Source organism: Pyxidicoccus sp. M15 (assembly GCF_056858435.1).
The window spans coordinates 309687-329800 of sequence record NZ_CM166495.1; the positions used below are offsets into that span (position 1 = coordinate 309687).

14 protein-coding genes are annotated in these 20114 nt (G+C 70.2%); 6 read left to right on the plus strand and 8 right to left on the minus strand.

What is annotated here, in order from left to right; all coding sequences use genetic code 11:
* Positions 1-90: 90 nt before the first annotated feature.
* From ACX9TP_RS01165 to ACX9TP_RS01175, 3 genes are all read right to left on the minus strand, one after another.
* Positions 91-768 (minus strand): rhodanese-like domain-containing protein, encoded by a 678-nt coding sequence (locus ACX9TP_RS01165; RefSeq protein ID WP_482977840.1) that lies wholly within the window; start codon positions 766-768, stop codon positions 91-93.
* Between the two features lie 40 nt (positions 769-808).
* Positions 809-1507 (minus strand): MBL fold metallo-hydrolase, encoded by a 699-nt coding sequence (locus tag ACX9TP_RS01170; protein WP_482977841.1) that lies wholly within the window; start codon positions 1505-1507, stop codon positions 809-811.
* Positions 1508-1788: 281 nt separating this feature from the next.
* Positions 1789-4497 carry an AsmA family protein gene (locus tag ACX9TP_RS01175; RefSeq protein WP_482977842.1) on the minus strand — a complete coding sequence of 903 codons (2709 nt, stop codon included), beginning with the start codon at positions 4495-4497 and terminating at the stop codon, positions 1789-1791.
* Positions 4498-4949: 452 nt separating this feature from the next.
* Between ACX9TP_RS01175 and sitA6 the strand changes: the two genes are divergently transcribed.
* From sitA6 to ACX9TP_RS01200, 5 genes are all read left to right on the plus strand, one after another.
* Complete coding sequence (sitA6, locus tag ACX9TP_RS01180; protein WP_482977843.1) at positions 4950-5648, plus strand: SitA6 family polymorphic toxin lipoprotein; 699 nt, start codon at positions 4950-4952, stop codon at positions 5646-5648.
* Complete coding sequence (sitI6, locus tag ACX9TP_RS01185) at positions 5645-6409, plus strand: SitI6 family double-CXXCG motif immunity protein (protein ID WP_482977844.1); 765 nt, start codon at positions 5645-5647, stop codon at positions 6407-6409. Before sitA6 ends, sitI6 begins: the two co-directional genes overlap by 4 nt.
* A 191-nt stretch (positions 6410-6600) precedes the next feature.
* Positions 6601-9126, plus strand: a complete 2526-nt coding sequence (locus tag ACX9TP_RS01190) for an AAA family ATPase (protein ID WP_482977845.1) — start codon at positions 6601-6603, stop codon at positions 9124-9126.
* 1792 nt (positions 9127-10918) lie between these two features.
* Positions 10919-11866, plus strand: coding sequence for a GRAS family protein (locus ACX9TP_RS01195; protein WP_482977846.1), 948 nt, complete (start codon positions 10919-10921; stop codon positions 11864-11866).
* Positions 11867-11919: 53 nt separating this feature from the next.
* Entirely contained in the window at positions 11920-13710 is a 1791-nt protein-coding gene (locus ACX9TP_RS01200) for a DUF885 domain-containing protein (protein WP_482977847.1), read from the plus strand.
* A gap of 6 nt (positions 13711-13716) precedes the next feature.
* On the opposite strand, the gene ACX9TP_RS01205 is transcribed toward ACX9TP_RS01200, so the two are convergent.
* A complete protein-coding gene (locus ACX9TP_RS01205) occupies positions 13717-14145 on the minus strand; it encodes a fibril protein (protein ID WP_482977848.1) in 429 nt (142 codons plus the stop codon).
* Between the two features lie 440 nt (positions 14146-14585).
* Between ACX9TP_RS01205 and ACX9TP_RS01210 the strand changes: the two genes are divergently transcribed.
* Positions 14586-14987: a hypothetical protein gene (locus ACX9TP_RS01210; protein ID WP_482977849.1), complete on the plus strand. Its 402-nt coding sequence runs from the start codon at positions 14586-14588 to the stop codon at positions 14985-14987.
* A 27-nt stretch (positions 14988-15014) separates the two neighbouring features.
* On the opposite strand, the gene ACX9TP_RS01215 is transcribed toward ACX9TP_RS01210, so the two are convergent.
* From ACX9TP_RS01215 to ACX9TP_RS01230, 4 genes are all read right to left on the minus strand, one after another.
* Entirely contained in the window at positions 15015-16172 is a 1158-nt protein-coding gene (locus ACX9TP_RS01215; protein WP_482977850.1) for a 4-hydroxy-3-methylbut-2-enyl diphosphate reductase, read from the minus strand.
* Positions 16173-16283: 111 nt separating this feature from the next.
* Complete coding sequence (locus ACX9TP_RS01220) at positions 16284-18479, minus strand: M56 family metallopeptidase (protein ID WP_482977851.1); 2196 nt, start codon at positions 18477-18479, stop codon at positions 16284-16286.
* Positions 18476-18871 (minus strand): BlaI/MecI/CopY family transcriptional regulator, encoded by a 396-nt coding sequence (locus ACX9TP_RS01225; RefSeq protein ID WP_482977852.1) that lies wholly within the window; start codon positions 18869-18871, stop codon positions 18476-18478. The genes ACX9TP_RS01220 and ACX9TP_RS01225 overlap by 4 nt, the downstream gene beginning before the upstream one ends.
* A gap of 142 nt (positions 18872-19013) precedes the next feature.
* Positions 19014-19844, minus strand: coding sequence for a sterol desaturase family protein (locus ACX9TP_RS01230; protein ID WP_482977853.1), 831 nt, complete (start codon positions 19842-19844; stop codon positions 19014-19016).
* Positions 19845-20114 lie beyond the last annotated feature (270 nt).

The following is a 20114-nucleotide window of genomic DNA, read 5'->3' on the forward strand; positions in this document are numbered from 1 at the left end:
GCCGGTATCGTGGAAAACCCGCAAGTCGAGGTGGGTGGACTCCAGGGCGCCGCCGCCGGGCCGCGACGCGCCCGACGCCCACTCACCGCGTCAATGCCGGCCTTCCGGCCGCGCGACGGCGAGCAGGTCCCGGCACTCGCGCAGCAGCTGCTCGAAGCCTCCGGTGTCGCGGACCGTCCGGGGAGGGGACGCCTGGAGGGTGTCGAGCAGGGCGGTCAGCGCCTCACGTGAAGGGCCCTGCCCGTAGATGGGGGCGGGTGTCTCCGGGGCCATGGCGCGGTGCAGGCCCACGAGCAGCTCATCGAGCACCCGCGACAGCGCGGGCGGCGGGCCCGACGTCGGCCTCACCACGGGCAGCTCCGCGGTGTTCCACGCGAGCATGCCGCCGCGCAGGTTCATCACCCGCGTGAAGCCCAGCTCCACCAGCAGGGCGGCCGCCTTCGCCGAGCGCCCCCCGGAGCGGCACACCAGCAGCACGTCCGCGTCGGGCCGCCACCCGGGGGCCGCGTGTCGCAGGGTGGCCAGCGGCACCAGGTGCGCGCCGTCGAGGTGGCCGAGGATGCCGTCGAACTCGGAGGGCTCGCGCACGTCCACCCGCAGGGGAGCGGCCGCGGCGGGGAGCGCCGCGAGCTGGCGCACGTCCACGTCGCGGTAGCCGGCGGGGTTCGGCGTGGCACTGTCGAAGAGGGTGGGCATGAGCGGCTCCATCTCGCGTCCCAGGTGAGGCGCGAGCAGGTGGCGGATGAGGGTGGGCGGGGCGGGATTCACGCCCTGGAAGCGGGCGTGGAGGGCCTGCCTGCCCGGGGCTTCAGGGCCTCGGCTGGGGCCCGGTGTGGCCGCACGCGCGATTGGCGGGCACCGCGACGTCCAGCTTCTTCGGGGGCGGGAGCTGGCGGCTCTTCATGAACGCGATGAAGGCGTCGCGCGTCTTGCCGGCGAGGCGCGGGTTGAGGCGCTTCTCCTCGCCGATGGTGGACAGCGCGTGGCCGGCGTAGTCGTGGCACGGATACACCACGGTGTCCTCGGGCAGGGTGAAGAGGTGGTGGGTGATGGAGTCGTAGAGCTGGCCCGGGTCGCCATTCTGGAAGTCGGTGCGCCCGGTGGCGCGGATGAGCAGCGCGTCACCGGTGAAGAGCCGGCCCTCGCACAGGTAGCTGAGGCTGTCGTCGGTGTGGCCCGGCGTCTCCAGCACCTTCAGCTCCAGGTGGCCCAGGCGCACCCCGTCCCCGTGGGCCAGCTTCCGGTCCACACAGGGCGCGCCCCGTGCCGAGGCCATCACCGTGGCACCCGTCCGCTCCCGCAGCAGGCCCGCGCCGGTGACGTGGTCGGCGTGGACGTGGGTGTCCAGCACCAGGACGAGCTTCAGCCCCAGCTCCTCCACCAGCCGCAGGTCTCGCTCCACCTGCTCCAGCACCGGGTCGATGAGCGCCGCCTCGCGCGTGGCCTCGTCCGCCAGGAGGTACGTGTAGGTCGAGGACTCGGCGTCGAACAGCTGCCGGAACACCATGGTCCACCTCCTGCTCGGTTCGAGTGCCGCGCTCGGATTGCCAGCACCGTGCCAGACATGGAGATGACATGAGATGGGGCGCGAGGGCTACCCTCCATCGCGAGCCACACATGTCCTTCCGTCCCGGGGGAGGTGCGGCGGAAGTGGTCCGCGGCCGGGTCCATGATTTTCCGCGGCGCCCCGGCGCACTTCACCGGCGTGGTCGGGTGGGTGGAGAGGGTGGTGTCACCGCGCTGGAGCGGCCGCACGGTGGCGGCCTGCTCCAGCGCCGGGCGCGTGGACTACTTCCCGCCGAAGATGCCGCGCAGGCGCTTCTTGGCTTCGTCCTCGGCCTTCTTCTTGGCCTCGGCTTCCAGACGGGCCTTCTCGGCGGCGGCCTTCGCCTCCAGCTCCTTCTTCTTGGCCTCGGCCTCGGCGCGGGCCTTCTCCTCACCGCCCTCGATGACGGCCTGCACCTGCTTGCCGCGCTCGCCGCCAATCAGGTTGCCCGCGAGCGACGAGGCCGCCAGCTTCGCAATCGTCGTCACGGCCGGCTTCACGTCCACGCCCGTCACCTCGGGCTTCCACGCCTTGCCCGTCAGCTTCATGCCCACGGGGATGGCCTCCGGCGGCGTCACCTTCCCGAGCGTCAGCGTCTTCACCGTGGACGGCGTCAGCGACACGCCGCCCGTCAAGTCGAGCGTGCCGTCCAGGCGGATGCCGCCGCTGAAGCTCAGCGCCGCCTCGGGCCGCGTCCACGACAGGGGCCGCTCGAGCTGCGCCACGCCGTTCTTGATTTCCACGCCGAAGGGCAGGTTGTCACCGAGCGACGTCACCTGCTCGCTCTTGAGGCTCTTGGCCGCGAAGGGCAGCGCCTTGGCGAGCGGCTCGGACACGGCCGCGACCAGGTCCTTGCCCAGGAGCGTGCCGCCCAGGATGTTGCCGTTGATGGCGCCCAGCAGCGTCTGCTGGAGCTGGTCCGGCGTGTAGCCCACGCCCTTCACGTCCACATTCCCGTTGAACTTGCCCGTCATCACCTTCTGCGGGGTGAACTGGGTGAGGGCCTCGGCCATCTCCACGCCCTCCACCTTCACCTTGGCGTCGAAGGGGCGCTTCTCCGGCAGCGGGCCCAGGCGCACGGTGGTGCCGTCCGCCGTCACCTTGCCGCCGTAGAGGCCGGAGGAGAACTTCTCCACGGTGATGAGGTCGTCGGTCATCTTCACCACGCCCGTCACGTTGCTCAGGTCCATCTTCGTGTAGCGCAGGGCCGCAATCGCGAAGCGGATGTCGCCGCGGTAGCCGTTGAAGCGCGTCGGGTCATCCGGCGGCGGGGGCACCGGTGCGCCGCCCGTGCGGGCCAGGACCTCTTCCTCGTTCATCAGCAGCGCGTCCGCGTCCAGCTTCGGGCTCTTCACGTCCGCGGAGAACGTCGTCGTCTGCTTCTTGCCCTGGCCGGCGAGCGCGAAGGACGCGCTGCCCGTCACGGTGTCCTCGAGCAGGTTCGCCGTGAGCTTCGGGAGGTCCACCTTCATGCCGGAGCCGGTCTTGCTCGGCGTGTACGTGCCGGCGGCGCTGACCTGCATGCGCTGGCCGGGAGCCTTGTTCACGAGGAGGCCGGGGCGCAGGTCCACGCCGTCCAGGTTGGCGTCCGCGGTGAAGCGCAGCGCGCCGCCGCTGGCCGCCGCGCCGGTGAGGCGGGAGGTGAGCTTCATGCTCGCGCCCGCGTCCTTGGTGAGCTGGGCGGGCACGCGCAGCCGCACGGGCGTCAGGTCCACGTCGATGTCGATGGCCTGGGCGTCCTGCGTGCCGCTGCCGCGCACCGCGAGGCCGATGGGGCCGGCAATCATGCCGTCGAGCTGCTTGCGCAGCGGCGGGTAGTACTCGGCGATGGCGGCAGGGTCGAGGTTCTTCCCCAAAAGCTCGAAGCCCTCCACCGAGGGCTTCTCGGTGAGCAGGCCCTTCACGCGGCCCTTGCCGGTGATGCTCGCCGGGCCCACGTCCAGGTTGAGCTTGTCGAGCGCGAGGTCTCCCACGGCCACGTCGCCCGTCACGTCGGTGTCGAGCACCACGTCGAGCGCCTTGCCGCCCTCCGTGCCGGCGAAGCGCAGGCCGAGCGCCTTGACGACGCCGACGAGGCGGGTGGGGCCCGTGCCGCCGGGCACCGCGCCGCCGAGGTCCGCCTGCCAGTCCGCGTCCACGGTGCCGGCCTGGAGGCCCACGTCGGGAGGGAGGAAGGGGCCCAGGGGCGCGAGGTCGATGCGCTCGGCCTTGAGCGTCACGCGCTCGGGGGTGGGGATGAGGGTGGGGGGCAGGGGCGCGGCGTTGAGCGCCATCTTGAGGTTCTGCTTGTCGGCGAGGACGGCGGCGGCGAGGTCGACGACGAGCGGCTTGCCGGCGCGCAAGTCCTTCACCTCGATGTCCAGGTCCTTCACGGCCAGCTCCCGGGCCTGGGCGCCCGCCGAGCGGTCCACGAAGCGGATGGTGCCGTCGGTGAGGGCGGCGCGCTCGACGTGGACGCCGGAGAGGTCGGTGGGCGGCTGCTCCTCCTCGGGCTTCTCCTCTTCCTTGGGAGACTGCTCCTCCAGGCGCTTCATGAGGCGCTGGACGTTGGTGGTGCCGTCGGGGAAGCGGACGACGTTGACGGTGAGGCCGGACACCTCGGCGTTCTTCACCTGGATGTCCTTGCCACGCGAGGACAGCAGGGGGCCGGCGGCGACGCGGACGTCAATGGAGGCCAGCTGCGCGAGGGGGAGCTCCTCGCCCTCGGCGGGGCCGATGGTGACGTTCTCCACTTCCGCGCCGAGGGTGGGGAAGAGCTTGGTGGAGATGTCGCCAATCTCGATGGGGCGGCCGAGCTTCTGCGAGTACGTGGCGGCCTGGTCCTTGGCCGTCTTGAGCAGGATGGCGTCGAGCCGCCAGAGGGCGACGGCGACGATGATGACGAGGAGCGCGAGGATGCCGCCCAGGACGTAGGGCCAGCGGCGCTTCTTGGTGACGACGGTGTTGGACATCGCTTGGTACCTCCTCCAGCGAGCAGGCCACGGGCGGATGGCTCGGTGCGGGGCCCGGGGAGCCAGCAGACGCTTAGCTCAGCCTCGGTCCGCTCGCACGTCCCAGACGCAGTGGAACTGCCTTGGGGCAGCAGAGAGACATTCACGGGAACTGACGGCGCTGGCCCGGGGAAATGCACGGCGTCCGACAGTCGGAGGACGCACGGCTGCCCCGGAAGCGGGAAAAACGGGGGCGCCAGCCGGCCCTCATGGCGCCCCCTGCCACCCGACAGTTTCCGGATTTGTACACGGTGGGGGCGGATGGGAAGGGGGGCAGGGGGCTCGTCAGGCGTGGACTTTGACCGCGAGCACCCCCGCCATACCCCCGGAGGGGTGGGCCCCTATGGGATTCCAAATATCCAGCCGGAGTGGCGCTGGCCGGTAAGCTGCCGGGACCTCCCGGGGGGAACCGAATGCGGCTCTGCTGGTCACTGCTATTCATCGCGGCGTTGCAGGCGTGCGCGACCGCGCCCGCCCACGAAGACCTGTACGACGCCACCGCCACGTGGGACGCGGCCGACTCCAACGATGACGAGTGCGAGGACGTCGACGAAGACAAGTGCCTTGTCCCTACCTGCACGCCGGCCGGGTGTGGGCTCTACCGCTGCGAAGACCTCGCTCCAGACCGAATCGTCCGAACTCGCGGAGTGTCGGCTGTGCGCCCGCCGGCGAACAGCCAGCGCAACTGGGGGAGCAGCGAGGCACTCCCAGGGGACGCGCTGCCGGTGTTCGTCTTCCAGTGGTATCGCCCCGAGGAGCTACCCAGCCAGAAGGAGACCGCGCGCCGGCTGGAGCTATGGCGACAGCGGCCGCACGAGCGGCACCACATCTTTCCCCAGGTATTTGAAGGCCACTTCAACGCCAGGGGCATCAACATCCATCAATGGACGCTCGTCATGGACGCGGCGGAACACGCCAGAGTCCACAGGTTGGCGATGAGGGGACCGTGGAACACGGAGTGGAAGACCTGGCTTGACCTGCACTGGCCGGACGTAACAAAGGCGATGCTCTTCGAGTTCGCCAGCTACCTCATCAGGAAACACAACCTATGGGGCATGCCTGCAACGTACTGGCAGACCTTCGAGCTCCCCCCGCTTCCGCCCAGCCCATGACAAGCTTCTACGAGATTACATGGAGCCCCGAGCCCACCTGGAGCAGCACCTACCGCGTCAGTCGCCGCTGGCATTTGCCCTCCGTGGAGCAGTGCCCGAGCTGCCGCGCAACAGTCGGCAGCTGCCTCACCTACCCAACCGTCGACCTTTCGGAGCTGCCAGAGGCCCGCGAGCTGAAGCCCCGTCCAGCGTCGTTCGAGGAGTACGTACGGCTCCGCGACCTGGTGCGCCCGTACTGCCCACCGGGCGCTCCGCTGGAGCCAGGAACAGGACTCGGCCCGCTGGTGGGCTCAACACGCGGCAAGTGGGGTGCCTTTACCTTGGTGGACCTGGCCGCGCTCTTCGTTCGTGAGGACGCGCTCCGGGCCCTGGAGAACCTACGCGGCATCGTGCCGGTATGGCCGAAGTTCCGCCGCTCTCCCGCCCCTGCCGTCGCGGAGCTACAACTGCTCCCGCACGGACGGTTGGCCCCCGACTGCTTTCCGCCGGGCCGCCGCGAGCCGTGCGCGGTATGCGGCTGCGATGGGGAGATGCGGCCCCTGCACTACTGGGCTGACCCGGCATCACTCCCAACAGACCTGGATGCATTCAGGCTTGCGGACTTCCCCGGCATCATCGTCGTCAGCGAGCGATTCGCTAGCGTCGTTCGCCGCTTCGAGCCGAACGACATCACCCTCAAGCTCCTCTTGACGTCCAGACCTCCAGGCATCCAGCCGCCTCGGCGGCTCGCTGGCAATGCCGCCATCATCATTCGCAGGTGAGCGGCGCCCGGTTGAGCGACGGTTCACGAATCCACCGGGCGTCGCTCCCTGCTGTTACCGCGCACGGTCGAATCAGTGGAGCGGGCCCTGGGCCCTGGGGCCGTACGGGCCCAGACGGAAAGCCCAGCCAAGGTGGAGTAGAATTGCTCCCGGTTTTCGGTTGCGCATGTGAGCACCGAAGGGAGGGAGCCATGAAGGTGATGCTCGGGGACACCATTGTTCTCAAGGAAGAGTCTGGGAGCCCCATCGCCATCGTCACGCAGAGGAGCGGTGGTCTGCTCACCGTCCGACGTCCAGACAAAGACAACCAGTTGGAGAAGGTTCCGCGCGACGCCATCGCACCACTGGCCCTCTGGATGGCACAAGCGCGGGAGGGCAAGACGAAGTTCAGCAACTCCTTGAGCCTCACCGGCGGCTCCACGCTGGCGGACCTCGTTGGGGAGTTCGGCTATTCGGCGGATGTGAGGATGAAGCGCAGTTCGCTTCAGCGGGTGGTGCGCCAACTGGAGCGAGCGGGGCTCGAGGTGGAGCCGTCATCCGACGAATGGGACCGCAACGACACGTTCGCGCTCCGGCTGAAGAGAGCCGCCATCGAAGGCCCCGATACCGTCGAGGAAACTGACGACGAGGTCGAGGCCAGCGAAAACCTCATCGAGGCCTCGTTGCCCGAGCCCTTCTGGCCAGCTGCAATGGGGCTACCCGCCGATCGCGAGGTGGCCTTCCTGAGGGCGTTGACCGGGCGCGAGCCCATTCTAGCCCTCCTCTATCTTCCGGAGGACGTCGCCGCCCACGGTTGGCTTCAGGCCACATGGGAAGGCGTGATGACCTGGGCTTTCCACGGAGCGCAGCGATTTGGCCGCGCGGTGAGCGACCATGCCGCTCCTCAGGTGGTGCGAGGGCCCGCTGGCCTGCTGCACAGCTACCTCAAGCCCACTGCCATCTCCTCGGATGTTCCTCAACTCCTGGACGCTCCCCACAACCTCAACCTCATCGCACTCCGGCAGGACGCGGAGTCTCCGGTGGACTTTCCACGCCTCAAGGCGGCGTGGCCTGGTCCCATCTTCGAGTTCGATGGCTCGGAGGTGACCCAAGGGGGTACGCACGTCGCGCAGTTGCTGCTGTTGGTGGGAGGCAGACCCGACAAGGCCCAGGACAGCAAGGTTGCCTCCAGGCTTTCTCCCTTGAAGGCGCTACTCTGGGCACGCGAAGCGAGCGCCCAGGTGGAGGCCCAGGCCGTGACCCGGGTGGGGGAGGTTCTCACCGGGAGCAAGGTGCCGAAGTTGAAGGGGAGTAGCGAGGGCGGCACCGCCCTCGCACTCAAAGCGCACCTGGCTCGCTGGGTGCAACGCCGCAATCCCAAGGCCCAGCTCAAGTTCGAGGCTCGTCAGGAGCAGGACCAGGACGAGGACGGCGATGTGCGGAGGGCGACCCGCGTGGACCTCTTCGTCGAGGGCGAAGGGGTCTTCGAGGTGGAGACCCTGGCCGGAAGTGGTCCGATGGAAGGCTTCTATCAGCAGAAGGTCTTCTCCCGGGTGCGTCGCAAAGAGCAGTTCTCCCTGGTCGTGCCGAGCGATGCGCTGCTGTGGGCCGGGCCCTTCCTCGCGGATATCGCATACCACCTGGGAGAAAACGGCCGAGTGCTCCTGCCCGCCGCGGAGGGCGTGTGTCTTCAGCTGGAGCCGCGAGCGCTCACGGCCAGCGCCTCCCAGGTGACCGAGCCCGAGGAGGAAGCTCGGAGGGACTCTCCCATCGACAAGGAGGCGAAACCTGCCGAGCAGGCCATCCGACTGGCGGACATCGCAGGCTACGCCTCGGCGAAGGAGCGCATCGAGCGCAGCATCCTCTGGCCCGAGCGGCACCGGGGCCTGATGCGCGGGCTGTCGCGGGCCTCCGGCATCCTCTTCTTCGGCCCCCCGGGCTGCGGCAAGTCCCGTCTGGCTCGTGCCATCGCGGGCGAACTGGAGCAGGAGGTGCGGTTGCTCGGGCCCTCGGATCTGCGGGGGCCCTACATCGGTTGGGGCCAGTTGATGATTCGCGAGCAGTTCGACTGGGTGGCCGAGAGGGAGAAGCGGATGCTCGTCATCGACGAGCTGGACGCAGTGGCGCGCTCTCGCCGCACGGGTCAGATGCACGACGATGAGCGCGCAAGTGTGAACGAGCTCCTGGTACAACTGGACCGGGCAAGTCGGCTGGGGCGGCTCGTGGTGGGGACCACCAACTACGTGAGCTCTCTGGACGACGCGGCCATCCGCAGCGGTCGGTTCGGGCTCTTCGTTCCCGTTCCTCCGCCGGACCTGGATGAGGCCGTGGCCATTCTCGCCTACTACCTCCGCCGACTCACCCTGCGGGAGGGGCACGGTGCTCCTGACGTGACGGTGCCCGGCGTGGGTGAGCTCCGTTCCGCCCTCACGCCCCTTTTCGAGTCGAACATCGACGAGCTGCGCTTCTTCTGTGGGGCTGACCTGGAGGCCGCCGTGAATGAGACGTTCCTCCAAGCGCTCCAGCAAGTGTTGCCGTCGAATGCTCCACCCCCGGTGGGGTCGCGCGTGGCTGTGACACTCCCGGTCAGCATGCTGGCCTCAACGCTTGCGGCCGGCCCGCGCTCGGTGGACGTGGAGGCAGTGAAGAGCTTCCTCGCGGAGGCGCAGCGGCACTGCGGGCAAGGCGTCGCCGACAGTCTTCATTACCGGTTCGGTGGCGCGTCCGCCCTGAGATAGGGGCGCGGCGCATCCTCCGTGCGGCGGGGTAGGTCCGCACGTCCCAGACGCAGTGGAACTGCCTTGGGGCAGCAGAGAGACATTCACGGGAACTGACGGCGCTGGCCCGGGGAAATGCACGGCGTCCGACAGTCGGAGGACGCACGGCTGCCCCGGAAGCGGGAAAAACGGGGGCGCCAGCCGGCCCTCATGGCGCCCCCTGCCACCCGACAGTTTCCGGATTTGTACACGGTGGGGGCGGATGGGAAGGGGGGCCCGGCTTCACGGCCCAGGGGTAGGGTCGGGCTGGGAGGAGGGCGTCACTGGTGTCGGCGCTGTCTTTGGTGGCTGCTTTGGAGATGGCGCGGGCTCAGCGGGTGGTGAGGGCACCTGGGAATTCGTCTCGACAGCGGGTTCCGAAGAGCGCGGAGCCGTATCGGGAGGCGCGGCCTCCGAAGTGTCCTCTTCCGCGGGAGGTGGCGCCTCGGCGACCACCTCGCCCTGGGGCGTGACCGCGTAGGAGTACCATCCGTCGAGCACTCTTACCGCCGGGCCGCCACACCGGTTGAAACGTTGGTGGAGCACCACGTAATACAGGCCCGGCGTCGGGCCCGTGAAGACGACGACATCCAATCCCTGCTCCGGACTGGCGCAGCCATGGAACAGGTCTGGATACGGATTGGTCCGCACCATCTCGCGGACGGCTCCAGCAGCAGCGAACGCGGCCCCCGCTTCCATGGGCTGTCCTACGAGCCGGGCTGAGTCCTCGTTGGGCCACTCGACCTTTCCCCTCCATGCCGGAGCACGTGAGGCGCACCCGGAGAGCACTGCTGCCAGTCCTGTCAGCGCAAACGCCTTGAGCATCTCGAGCTCCTACTCGCGCAGCAGTCGCACAGGTCCGTTATCGCATCGTGGCATCGAGTTATAGCGGGTCAGCTCTGGAGCACAGGTTCCCAAGGTCACCCATCGAGCCCTGGCGTCGCTCCATTGCTGTACTTCACCGGTAGGAAAGTAGCGCAGGTACACGCGTGTCCCATCCTGACGCTCCGCCACCAGCGCCGAGGCCATTTCGATGGCCGTGCTCCTGAAGACGGCGGGCGTGGGGTTTCCAGGAATCAATCGCACCTGGGCCATGGCCACGAATGGGTCGAAGGTCGCCGTCGGCCATGCGCTGAGGTCCAGTGAAGAGGGCGCCGCGGCACAGGGATGGTTGTGGACATACCCGACGACCCACACCTGTTCGGAAGGGTAGTCGTCATCCCCCACTGAAGAAGAGATGCGGCATCGGTCATGACTTCCCCGGACTGGGGCCGTGACGCGCCACGAGAGTGAGTTGCGGTCTCCCGCGACATAGACCGTCGAGCAGTACTCCGTGGAAAGGCCCACGATGGGTTTCTTCGTCGCCGGGTCGCACACCCTGGCGCCAGGAAGCTTGAGCAGTGCGCCCGCTACGTCCCGGAGCAGTTCGATGGGCAGAGAGGTGTCCCCCGTGGGCATCTCGACGAGGGGCACTTCCGTCCATGGGCCTCGGATGGGAGCCGGCTCTGATGCGGTCAACCCGTGTGAGGACGAGGAGGCGCAGCCCACTCCCATCAGCAGGAGCGGCAGCAGGAGCCCCTTCCCGATGCGACTCGTCACGTGAGCATCCATCTGGAGCAGCGTCGGACCCGCGCCAAAGCCTGTCAATGGGAGGTCATCCTCATCCACGGCGGCCCCGCGAGCCAGGGCCCACAAGCCCCAACCAGGAAACGCCCGAGTCAGCGTATCCTCGGTGTGCCCCCGGCCTCCGGGGCGCCACGGGGGGACCGTCGTCTTGAGCCAGAACCTTCAACGTCTCACGTCCTTCCTCTCGGGGCTCGCGGGGCATGGAGAAGCGCAATCGCGCCAGGCGCTGGCGGAGCGCGTCTCGGATGCGCTGCCCACCGTGGCCCTGGCGGGGCACATCGCCAATGAGTGGCTGTGTCATCACCTCGCCGGCCTCGACGAGGCCGTGCTCCTCGACATCGGCCCCGGCACCGGACGCCAGGGCGTGGACCTGCTGCGGCGGCTCGGTGCGCGCGGGGACCGGCCCCGTCACCTCACCGTGGTCGCCGTGGAGCCCGATGCCGTGAGCCTCCGCGCCGCCGAGCACAACCTCCTCGAGGCCGCGCAGGCCTACGGACTCGACGTCCACGTCATGGCCTTCCACTCGCTCGTGGAGGAGCTGGACCCGTCCTTCTGGCCCATCATGGCGGCGATGCCCGGGACGCTGCTCGTGCACTCGGCCTTCGCGCTGCACCACGTCCGCGGGAAGGTGGCCGACGAGGAGGCCCGGGACAGCCTGCTGCGCCGGCTGCGCATGCTGGAGCCCAGGGCCCTCGTCCTCGCCGAGCCCAGCCTGGACGTCTCCACCCCGGACCCGGAGCAGCGCTTCCGCCAGGGCTGGCGCTACGTCGGCCTCACCTTCCAGCTGGTGGACCGCCTCGCCCTGCCCCAGGAGGACCGCGACGCCATCCGGCGCTTCCTCGTGCGCGAGCTCGAGGCCGTCCTCGACGACTCGGACGACTCCCGCTCGAAGCGGTACGAGCATGTGCGCGGCTGGTGGCGCAGGCTCGCCCGCGCGGGCTTCTCGCGGGACGACGTCCCCACCTCCCTGGACCTGGGCTCGCATCCGCAGATGCACCCGCGCCGCTATCCCGGGTACGTGGGCCTCGACGTCGGTGACGAAACCCTCGTCGCCGTGCTGTGTGCCACTCCGGCACGGGACGCCCGCCCCCGCTGAGCCGTTCGCCCTTCCCGAATCGCGCCCGAGCGCCGACACTGCGAGGCCTCGCCATGCCTCGAGCCCCCATGCGCTTCCGCTCCGCCCTCGTCCTGCTGGCCTGTGTGTCCGCCTGCGCCCCTCGCGCGCGGACCGCGCCGGAGACCTCCGCCATGTCCACCGCGTCCCCGTCCGCGGCCGAGGCCGCGTACACCCGCCTCGCCCGCGAGTACCTCGACTGGTACACCGAGACGAACCCCACCCGCGCCACGTCGCTCGGCTTCCACCAGCACGACGCCCGGCTCCCGGACGTCTCCGCCGCCGCGCTGACCCGCAAGTCGAAGGCCCTCCAGGACTGGCTCACCCGCCTGGAAACGGTGGACCGCGGCGCCCTCACCGGAGACTCCGCCGTCGACGCGCGCGTGCTGGAGTACGCCATCCGCGCGGACCTCGCGGAGCTGGAGGAGCAGCGCACCTGGGAGAACCACCCCGGCTTCTACGTGGGTGTCATCGCCAGCGGCCTGTCCAACCTCTCCTCCCGCGAGTTCGCCCCCGTCGCCGAGCGGATGCGCTCCCTGCGCTCGCGCATGGCGTCCATCCCCCGCGTGCTCGACGCGGCGAAGGCCAACCTCCGCGGCGTGCCGAAGCTGTGGGCCCGGCTCTCCCACCGCGATGCCCAGGGCGTCGCGTCCTTCCTGCGCACGGACCTGCCCCGGGCCCTGGAGGCCCAGGGCTTCGCCAACGTGGACGCCTCCGAGCGCGAGGCCTTCACCGCCGCCCGTGAGCAGGCCGCGCGGCACCTGGAGGTCTACGCCCTCTGGCTGGAGCAGGAGTTGCTGCCCCGCGCGGACGGCGACTTCCGCCTGGGCCGCGAGCGCTTCGAGAAGAAGCTCGCGCTGGAGGAGCACGTGACGCTGGGCGCGGACCCGCTCCGCGACATCAACGAGCGCTCCATCCGCGAGTACAAGGCCTGGGTCGCCCGCGAGGCCGCGAAGGTGGACCCGAAGAAGACGCCCGAGCAGGTGATGGCCGAGCTGGTGAAGGACCACCCCGCCGCCGACCAGCTCATCCCCACCGCCCGCGCGCAGCTCGTGGAGCTGCAGCGCTTCGTGCGCGAGCGGAACATCCTCACGCTGCCGTCGGACCGGCTCCCCACCGTGCGCGAGACGCCGCCGTACGCGCGGCTGGGCTTCGCGTCCATGGACACGCCGGGCCCCTTCGAGACGAAGGCCACCGAGGCCTTCTACAACATCACCCCCGTGGAGCCGGGCTGGACGCCGGAGCAGCAGGCGCAGCACCTGACGTACTTCAACCGCGCGGGCCTGCTCGGCATCTCCGTGCACGAGGGCATTCCCGGCCACTTCGTGCAGCTGCTCTACGAGTCGAAGATTCCCACCGACGTGCGCAAGGTCTTCTCCCCCACGTCCGTCGTCGAGGGCTGGGCCCACTACACCGAGCAGATGATGGTGGACGAGGGCCTGGGTGACGGAGACCCGCGCATCCGCCTGGGGCAGCTGCGCCGCGCGCTCCAGCGCCATGCCCGCTGGTACGCGGCCCTGGCGCTCCACGTCTACGGCGAGCCCGTGGAGGCCGTGGCGAAGCGCTACGCGGAGATTGCGTACTTCGAGCCCTTCCCCGCGCTGCGCGAGGTGGAGCGCGGCACGTCCAACCCGACGTACCTCTATTACGCGCTCGGGCGCATGCAGATACTCAAGCTGCGCGAGGACTACCGCCGCCACCTGGAGGCGCGCGGGGAGCCCTTCGTGCTGAAGGACTTCCACGACCGCTTCCTGCGGCTCGGCCTGCCCGTGTCGCTGGCGCGCGGCGTCCTCATCCCCGGGGACACCGCGCCGTCGCTGGAATGAGCCGGGCTACAGCTCGATGACCTGGGGCTTTTCCTCGGGCGGCAGGGGCTCGCGGGACGTGAGCCCCTCGATGTTGAAGCCCGAGGGCGCGCGGATGGCGCCGCTGTTGAGCGGGTCCAGGTAGAGCTGCACGGGCGCGGCGAGGCCCTCGTAGGTGACTTCGAAGACCTCCAGTCCCTGACTGGGCCCCAGGCGGCGCCAGGCCACCCGCTGGCCCTCGGGGCCGCGCAGCAGCGCGAGGAAGGCCATCATCCCCTCATTCCCCCAGCCCACCCGTACCGGGTCCTCCGGGCCGAAGCCGTAGGCGCCCCCCTGCCGCACCGGGGCGGCGCGCGCCGGAGCGCGTGACTCCTGGACGGGTGCCACGGACTTGTTGGATGAGGCACACGCCGTCAGGCACAGCAGCCCTGCGCAGGCAACGCGAAGCGCGAACATTCGACCCTCCACCCCCACCATCGACCTGCGGGGAAGCTGTTACCGCGCCCCCGTCCGTGCACGCCGCCTGCCCTCCCTTCGTTCTCCGGACAACGCCCGGAGTGCCCGCTGCCGTGCAGTCCACGCGCCCGGTTGCGTCCGCCCCGCCAGGTCCGCCCGCCCGGCCCGGCCTCCCGCCCCGCCCCGGTCGGTGACGCAATGCCTTGCACCTCCTGACTGCGCTCCCGGTGCGAGTCATGTCAGGGTTCAGGACGGTTGGCTGCGGGATGCCCCTCATTCGTATGTCTGGATTTGACAGGGAAGGAGCGGGCGGCCAGCTTTGGCGGGTGCCGTTCGACTTCGCCAGACAATGGCAATCATCTCCTCCGGCCCGGCGGGGGCGAGCCGGCCGTCGCGCACCCTGGAGCCCTGGAGCCTGGGGTTGGCTCCTGTGTCTCGGAATGGCGCTCGCGTGCAGACCGCGCAGGCAGGACGAGTGCGCGACGTTGCAGGCCCGCGTGCTGGAGGAGGTGCGCGTCGTGGATGGCTTCCATGACCATGTCCAGGATGCGGAGTCCATCGTCCTCCACTCCCGGCGGTTGCGCGAGGTGAGCGCGGGGCTTCGCGCCCTCGACATCCAGGACGCGGACCTCCGTGCCGCCGTGCAGCGCTACCACGAGAGCATCGACCGGCTCGCGGAAGCCTGGGCCCAGGCCGCGGCCCCGCCCGCGCTCCCGGACGCTGGCGCCGATGCGGGCATTCCCGGCGCCGGGTTGGTGGTGCTCGGAGAGATGATGTCCGTCCACGCCGCCGCCGTGACTGGCGCCCGCTCCGCCATCACCACCGCCTGCGGCGCCCGCTGAGCCCGGGAGCGGGCGCCGTCGCCCGGCCTACTTCTTCTTCGCCGCCCCGCCGTCCCCGGTGCCCGACATGGCGCGCATGAAGCTCTCATCCACACCGTGGATGCGCAGCGACACCAGCTCGTCCGGGGTGATGCGGGTGTAGCCCGCCGCGCGCATCCGCTTCACGAAGTCCGGCGTGACGCCGTGGATGCGGAAGGCCATGAGCTGCTCGTCGGTGAGGTCGGGGAAGCCCTGCTCGCGCATCTCCTTCACGAAGGCGGGTGTGACGCCATGGATGCGGAAGCCGGTGAAGCCGTCGGCGTCCAGGTCCTTGAAGCCCGCGTCACGCATCTCCTTCACGAAGGCGGGCGTGACGCCGTGGATGCGGAAGCCGGTGAAGCCGTCGGCGTCCACGTCCTTGAAGCCCAGCTCGCGCATCTCCTTCACGAAGGCCGGGGTGACGCCGTGGATGCGGAAGCCGACAATCTCGTCGCCGTCCAGGTCCTTGAAGCCCAGTGCGCGCACCTCCTTGATGAACTCGGGCGTGACGCCGTGGATGGACATGGACAGCAGGTCATCCCATGACAGCTTCGCGAAGCCGGCCGAGGCCAGGCCCTGCACCCGCGCCCCGTCGACGCGGTGGATGCGGCCCGCTACGAGCTGCTCCATTGTCAGCCCCGGGTAGCCGGCCTTCGCCAGCTCATTCACATAGGCGGGCGTGACGTCGAAGATGCCCACCTGCATCAGCTCGTCCATCGACAGGTTCTTGTAGCCGATGGCCGCCAGGTCCTTGATGCGAGCGGTGGTGACGTCGGTGGCTGCGAGCTTGAAGTGGTCCTCCGACGACAGCTTCGGATAGCCCAGCCCGGCCATGGCCTTCGCGTAGGTGTCGCTCGGGGCGAAGCGGTAGTGGCCCGCGCCCTCGCCGCCCTTGAACTGGCCCTCGAAGCTGAAGGTGCCGGCCTCGCGCGGCATCGTGAAGGACACCGGGCCGTCGTTGGTGGACAGGCCCTGGAAGGCGGACAGGGGCTCGCTGAAGCCCATCTGGCCGTGCTCCTCCTGCCGCTGGAGCTGGAGGTGCAGCTCCTTGCCGTCGCGGTTGCTCCGGGGCTGGGCGGTCCAGGTGCCGCGCAGCTCGGGGGCCGCGGTGGCGGTGAAGGCCGCGAGCAGCACGGCCACGAGGGAAAGGGACGACAGGCGACGCATGGTGGGCTCCTTCGGACAGACCCCGCCCGTCCGGCGCGCGTCCGGTGGGACGCGTCCGTGAGGGCGGGGGAGATTGAGAGAACGGTGGGGACTGCTCGACGGCGCGCGGGCCTACTTCTGCCGCGAGTCGCGCAGCTTCCGGATGAAGTCGGCGTCCACGCCGCCGGAGCGCAGGCGGACCAGCTCGTCGACGGAGAGGTCCTTCAGGCCGGCGTCGCGCAGCTCGCGGAGGAAGGCGGGGTCGACGCCGAGGGCGCGCAGCTGCGTCAGCTCGTCCGCGTCCTTCGTCTGCACGCCGGCCTCGCGCATGCGGTCCAGCCACTCGGGCGTGACGCCCACGGCGCGCAGCTGCGCCAGGTCATCGGCGGCCAGCTTCGGCAGGCCGCGCTGGCCCAGGGCCTGGATGTAGCCGGCGTCCACGCCCACCGCGCGCAGCTGGGAGACGTCCTCCAGCGACATGCCGGAGTAGCCGGCGCTCTTCAGCTCGCGGACGAAGGCCTCGTTGACGCCCAGGGCGCGCGCCTGCACCAGGTCGTCCGGGTCATTGGTGGTGAAGCCCGCGGCCTTGAGCGCCTCGATGTACGCCGGGGTGACGCCCAGGTGCTTCATCTGCACCAGGTCGTCCGCGTCCAGCTTGCGGCCGAAGCGGGCGCTCATGTCCTTCGCGTACTCGGGGGTGACACCCGCGTGGCCCATGGCGACGAGGTTGGCCACCGTGGGCGCGTAGCCCATGGCCTCCAGCTCCTGCACGCGGGCCGGCGTGACGCCCGCCACCTTCAGCGCGACGAGCTGGTCCACGGAGAGCGGCTGCCCCGTGCCCACCCGCGTGCGCTCGTCCACGTCGTCGTCGGAGTCACGCGGGCTCGGCCTCGGGAGGGGCGCGGGCGCTGGAGCCGCGGCCAGGGCTCCGGGCACCGGCGCGATGAGCGGGGGAGCGGTGAGGGCATTCTTCACCGCCGAGGAGGCGACCCCGGGGGCGGGCGGCGCGGGCGGCGCGGCGGGGCCGGCCTGCCGCGGTGGAGCAGGGGGCGCGGGCGGTGCGGGCGGCGCCGCGGAGAGCCCCCGGACGCCGGCGCCGGGGATGGCGGGCACTCCCGAGCGCGGCTCACCCAGCGAAGCCTCGTGCTCCTGCGTGAGCGAGCCCGCGGACGTCGTCTCCGCGGACGGCTCCTTCTCCGCGCTGGCCAGCACCAGCGAGGTCAGCGGCGCGGCCACCGCGAGGCTGCTGGCCAGGGTGAGCACCGACGCTCCGGCCACCCACTTCGAGGAGCAGCGCGCGGTGGGCGCGGTGACGAGCCGGCGCACGCGCTCCGGCAGCGAGCCACCCAGCGCGGACATCGCCGGGCCCTGCACGGTGGGCAGCACGCGCAGCTCCTCCAGCGCCGTCAGCGCCCGGGCGTAGGAGAGGGCACCGCCGCTGGCGCCCACGGCGACGTCGTCACAGCAGTGCTCGCGCTCCACGCGGATGACGTGGGACACCCAGCGCACGGCCGGGTGGTAGAAGAGGAGCGTCTCCACCAGCACCTGCGCCAGATTCACCGCGAAGTCATGGCGACGGATGTGGGCCAGCTCGTGCGCGAGCACCATCTCCAGCTGGCGCGTCGACAGCCCCGACAGCGCGGACACCGGCAGCAGCACCACCGGGGAAAGCCAGCCCACCGCCGCCGGCACGTCCACCGCCGCGGACTGGAGCAGCCGCACCGCGCGCCCCAGGCCCAGCCGCGCCGCCAGCGCGTCCAGCCGCTCCTGCCACTCGACGGGCGCGGGCCGGGCCCGGGCCGCGAGCCGGCGCAGCTTCACCCACTCGGCCGTCATCCGCCCCGAGCACAGTCCCACGCCCGCCACCCATGCCAGCACCAGCCACCGCAGGTGGGCCGCCACCGTGGAGCGCAGCCAGTCCAGCGGAGAAGCGCGCTCGGGAGCCTGCACGCGCGACGCCGTGCGCATCCGCTCCACCGACGACACGCGTGTCCCCGTGTCCGCCGCCGCGCCGCGCGCCCGCTCCAGCGAGGACACGCGCCCGGGCGCCCCCGGCAGCACTGCCTGCCGCTCAGCTGCCCGGACCGAGGCCCCGCGCTCCACGGGCAGCACGTCCGCGCCGCGCGCCTCGGAGTAGTGCCGCCAGCCCGTCACGGCCGGCAGCGCGAGCGCCAGCACCAGCGCGCCACATGCCAGCGCATAACGCGCATGGGCGGCACGCCGGCCCACCGTGGCGAGCGCCACCGCGAGCAGCAGCGCCACCAGCGCGCCCTGCCAGAGTGAGTGAAGCAGGGCCCAACCCAGGGACTCCATCAGGAGGCTGCTCATTCTTCCGCTCCTTCCAGCGTGTCGAGCAGCCGGCGCAGCTCCGCCAGCTCCCCGGGACTCGTCTTCTTCGAGGAGAGCGCCTGCATCGCCAGCCGGGCAGGCGAGCCGCCGAATGCACGGTCCACCAGGTCCGTCACCAGCTGCCGCTGCGTGCGCTGCTCCGTGGCCCTCGCCCTGTAGACGTGTGCCCGCTGGGACTCGTCGCGCTCCACGAGCCCCTTCTCGGTCATGATCTGCATCAGCTTCAGCACCGTGGTGTACCCGGTGCCCTCCGGCTCGTGCCGGGTGAGCGCCTCGTGCACCTCGCGCACCGTGCTGTCTCCGCGTTCCCAGAGCACCCGGAGGATGGCCAGCTCCCCATCCGTCGGACGCGGCAGCTTCGTCTCGCTCATCACGCTCCCTCTCGACACGGCTATATTACGAACCCATTCGTAGATGTCAACGAAGGTCTTCGTAGATGGTGGCGGAAGAAAGCCCCCTGTCCCGTCGGGGAGGAGGGGGCCTGGCGTGCGGCACCGTGGATGTGGGCCGCTGTCAGTGCTTGCCGCTGGCGGCGCGGGCGGGCTCTTCCACCACCGTCTGGACGGAGTCGGGGTTCTTGCCCTCCCAGAAGCGGCGGGGGTGGCCGTCGCCGCGGGTGCCGCCGGAGAGCCGGTCCACCCAGGGGTACTTCTTCGCCTCCTCGGCGGTGTAGCCGAGGTTGAAGACGGTGGGGCTCTTGGGCAGCTCGCCGGCCTTCGCGTAATAGGTGCGGAAGAGCCGGTCCCAGAAGTAGTTGGTGATGCCGTAGTTGCCCTGCTCGTTGTGGTAATGGTGTGACAGGTGCAACCGCTTGATTTCCTTCAGGAAGCCAAGCTTCGGCGTGTAGTTCAGGTGCTGGATGCAGTGGCAGAACTCGTAGAAGCACACCACCACCATGGCCCAGCCCAGCGCCGCGGCGGCGCCCGCGCGCCCGCCGATGAGATAGCCGATGGGGCCAATCACCGCGCTCACCAGCGGCAGCACGTTGCCCAGCGCGCCGAAGAGGACGCGCAAGTCGTTGGGGTCCTGGTGGTGGTCGAAGTGGACGCGCTTCCACATCGCCGCGGTCAGCGGGTTCTTATAGAGGAAGCGCCCGTGCAGGATGTTGCGGTGCACGAGGTACCAGCCCAGCGGGAAGACGACGCTCGCGGCCAGCATGGCCAGCAGCATGCGGACGGGGTTCTCGAACCACTTCACCGCGAACACCAGGCTGGTGACACCCACCGCGATGTAGGCGACGACGGCGTAGTAGGTGAAGAACGAGAAGACCAGGTCGCCCAGCGTCATCCGGTCCAGGTTGTGCTTGCGATTCTTCAGGAATGAGAAGGGTGCGCTGACTGACACGGTATCCCTCGCAGGTGGCCGCTCTGCCCCCGGCCGGAGCAGATGGAGCGGCGATGAGCCCGCGCCGCCCCCGCCGGCCTGGGGGTGAACGGCGCCACTGTCACTAGCAGGGGCTCCTGGAAAAGCTCCGATACGGCACCGGGCGCTATAGCGCTTTTCTTGGGGCGGTGAGAAGGGCCGCTGCTGGAGGGTAGGGCGATTGTCCCCCTGGTTGCCCGGCATGCGACTCGGGGACGGGCTTCCCTGGCGCCCGATCGCACCCCACCTTCC

What these genes read in the sequence shown, in the direction of transcription:
- sitI6 (WP_482977844.1), top strand. Translation starts at nt 5,645, where the DNA reads ATGACAAGCTTCTACGAGATTACATGGAGCCCCGAGCCCACCTGGAGC.
- ACX9TP_RS01210 (WP_482977849.1), top strand. Translation starts at nt 14,586, where the DNA reads ATGGCGCTCGCGTGCAGACCGCGCAGGCAGGACGAGTGCGCGACGTTG.
- ACX9TP_RS01190 (WP_482977845.1), top strand. Translation starts at nt 6,601, where the DNA reads ATGAAGGTGATGCTCGGGGACACCATTGTTCTCAAGGAAGAGTCTGGG.
- ACX9TP_RS01220 (WP_482977851.1), bottom strand. Translation starts at nt 18,479, where the DNA reads ATGAGCAGCCTCCTGATGGAGTCCCTGGGTTGGGCCCTGCTTCACTCA.
- ACX9TP_RS01170 (WP_482977841.1), bottom strand. Translation starts at nt 1,507, where the DNA reads ATGGTGTTCCGGCAGCTGTTCGACGCCGAGTCCTCGACCTACACGTAC.
- ACX9TP_RS01175 (WP_482977842.1), bottom strand. Translation starts at nt 4,497, where the DNA reads ATGTCCAACACCGTCGTCACCAAGAAGCGCCGCTGGCCCTACGTCCTG.
- ACX9TP_RS01205 (WP_482977848.1), bottom strand. Translation starts at nt 14,145, where the DNA reads ATGTTCGCGCTTCGCGTTGCCTGCGCAGGGCTGCTGTGCCTGACGGCG.
- ACX9TP_RS01200 (WP_482977847.1), top strand. Translation starts at nt 11,920, where the DNA reads ATGCCTCGAGCCCCCATGCGCTTCCGCTCCGCCCTCGTCCTGCTGGCC.
- ACX9TP_RS01225 (WP_482977852.1), bottom strand. Translation starts at nt 18,871, where the DNA reads ATGAGCGAGACGAAGCTGCCGCGTCCGACGGATGGGGAGCTGGCCATC.
- ACX9TP_RS01215 (WP_482977850.1), bottom strand. Translation starts at nt 16,172, where the DNA reads ATGCGTCGCCTGTCGTCCCTTTCCCTCGTGGCCGTGCTGCTCGCGGCC.
- sitA6 (WP_482977843.1), top strand. Translation starts at nt 4,950, where the DNA reads ATGCGGCTCTGCTGGTCACTGCTATTCATCGCGGCGTTGCAGGCGTGC.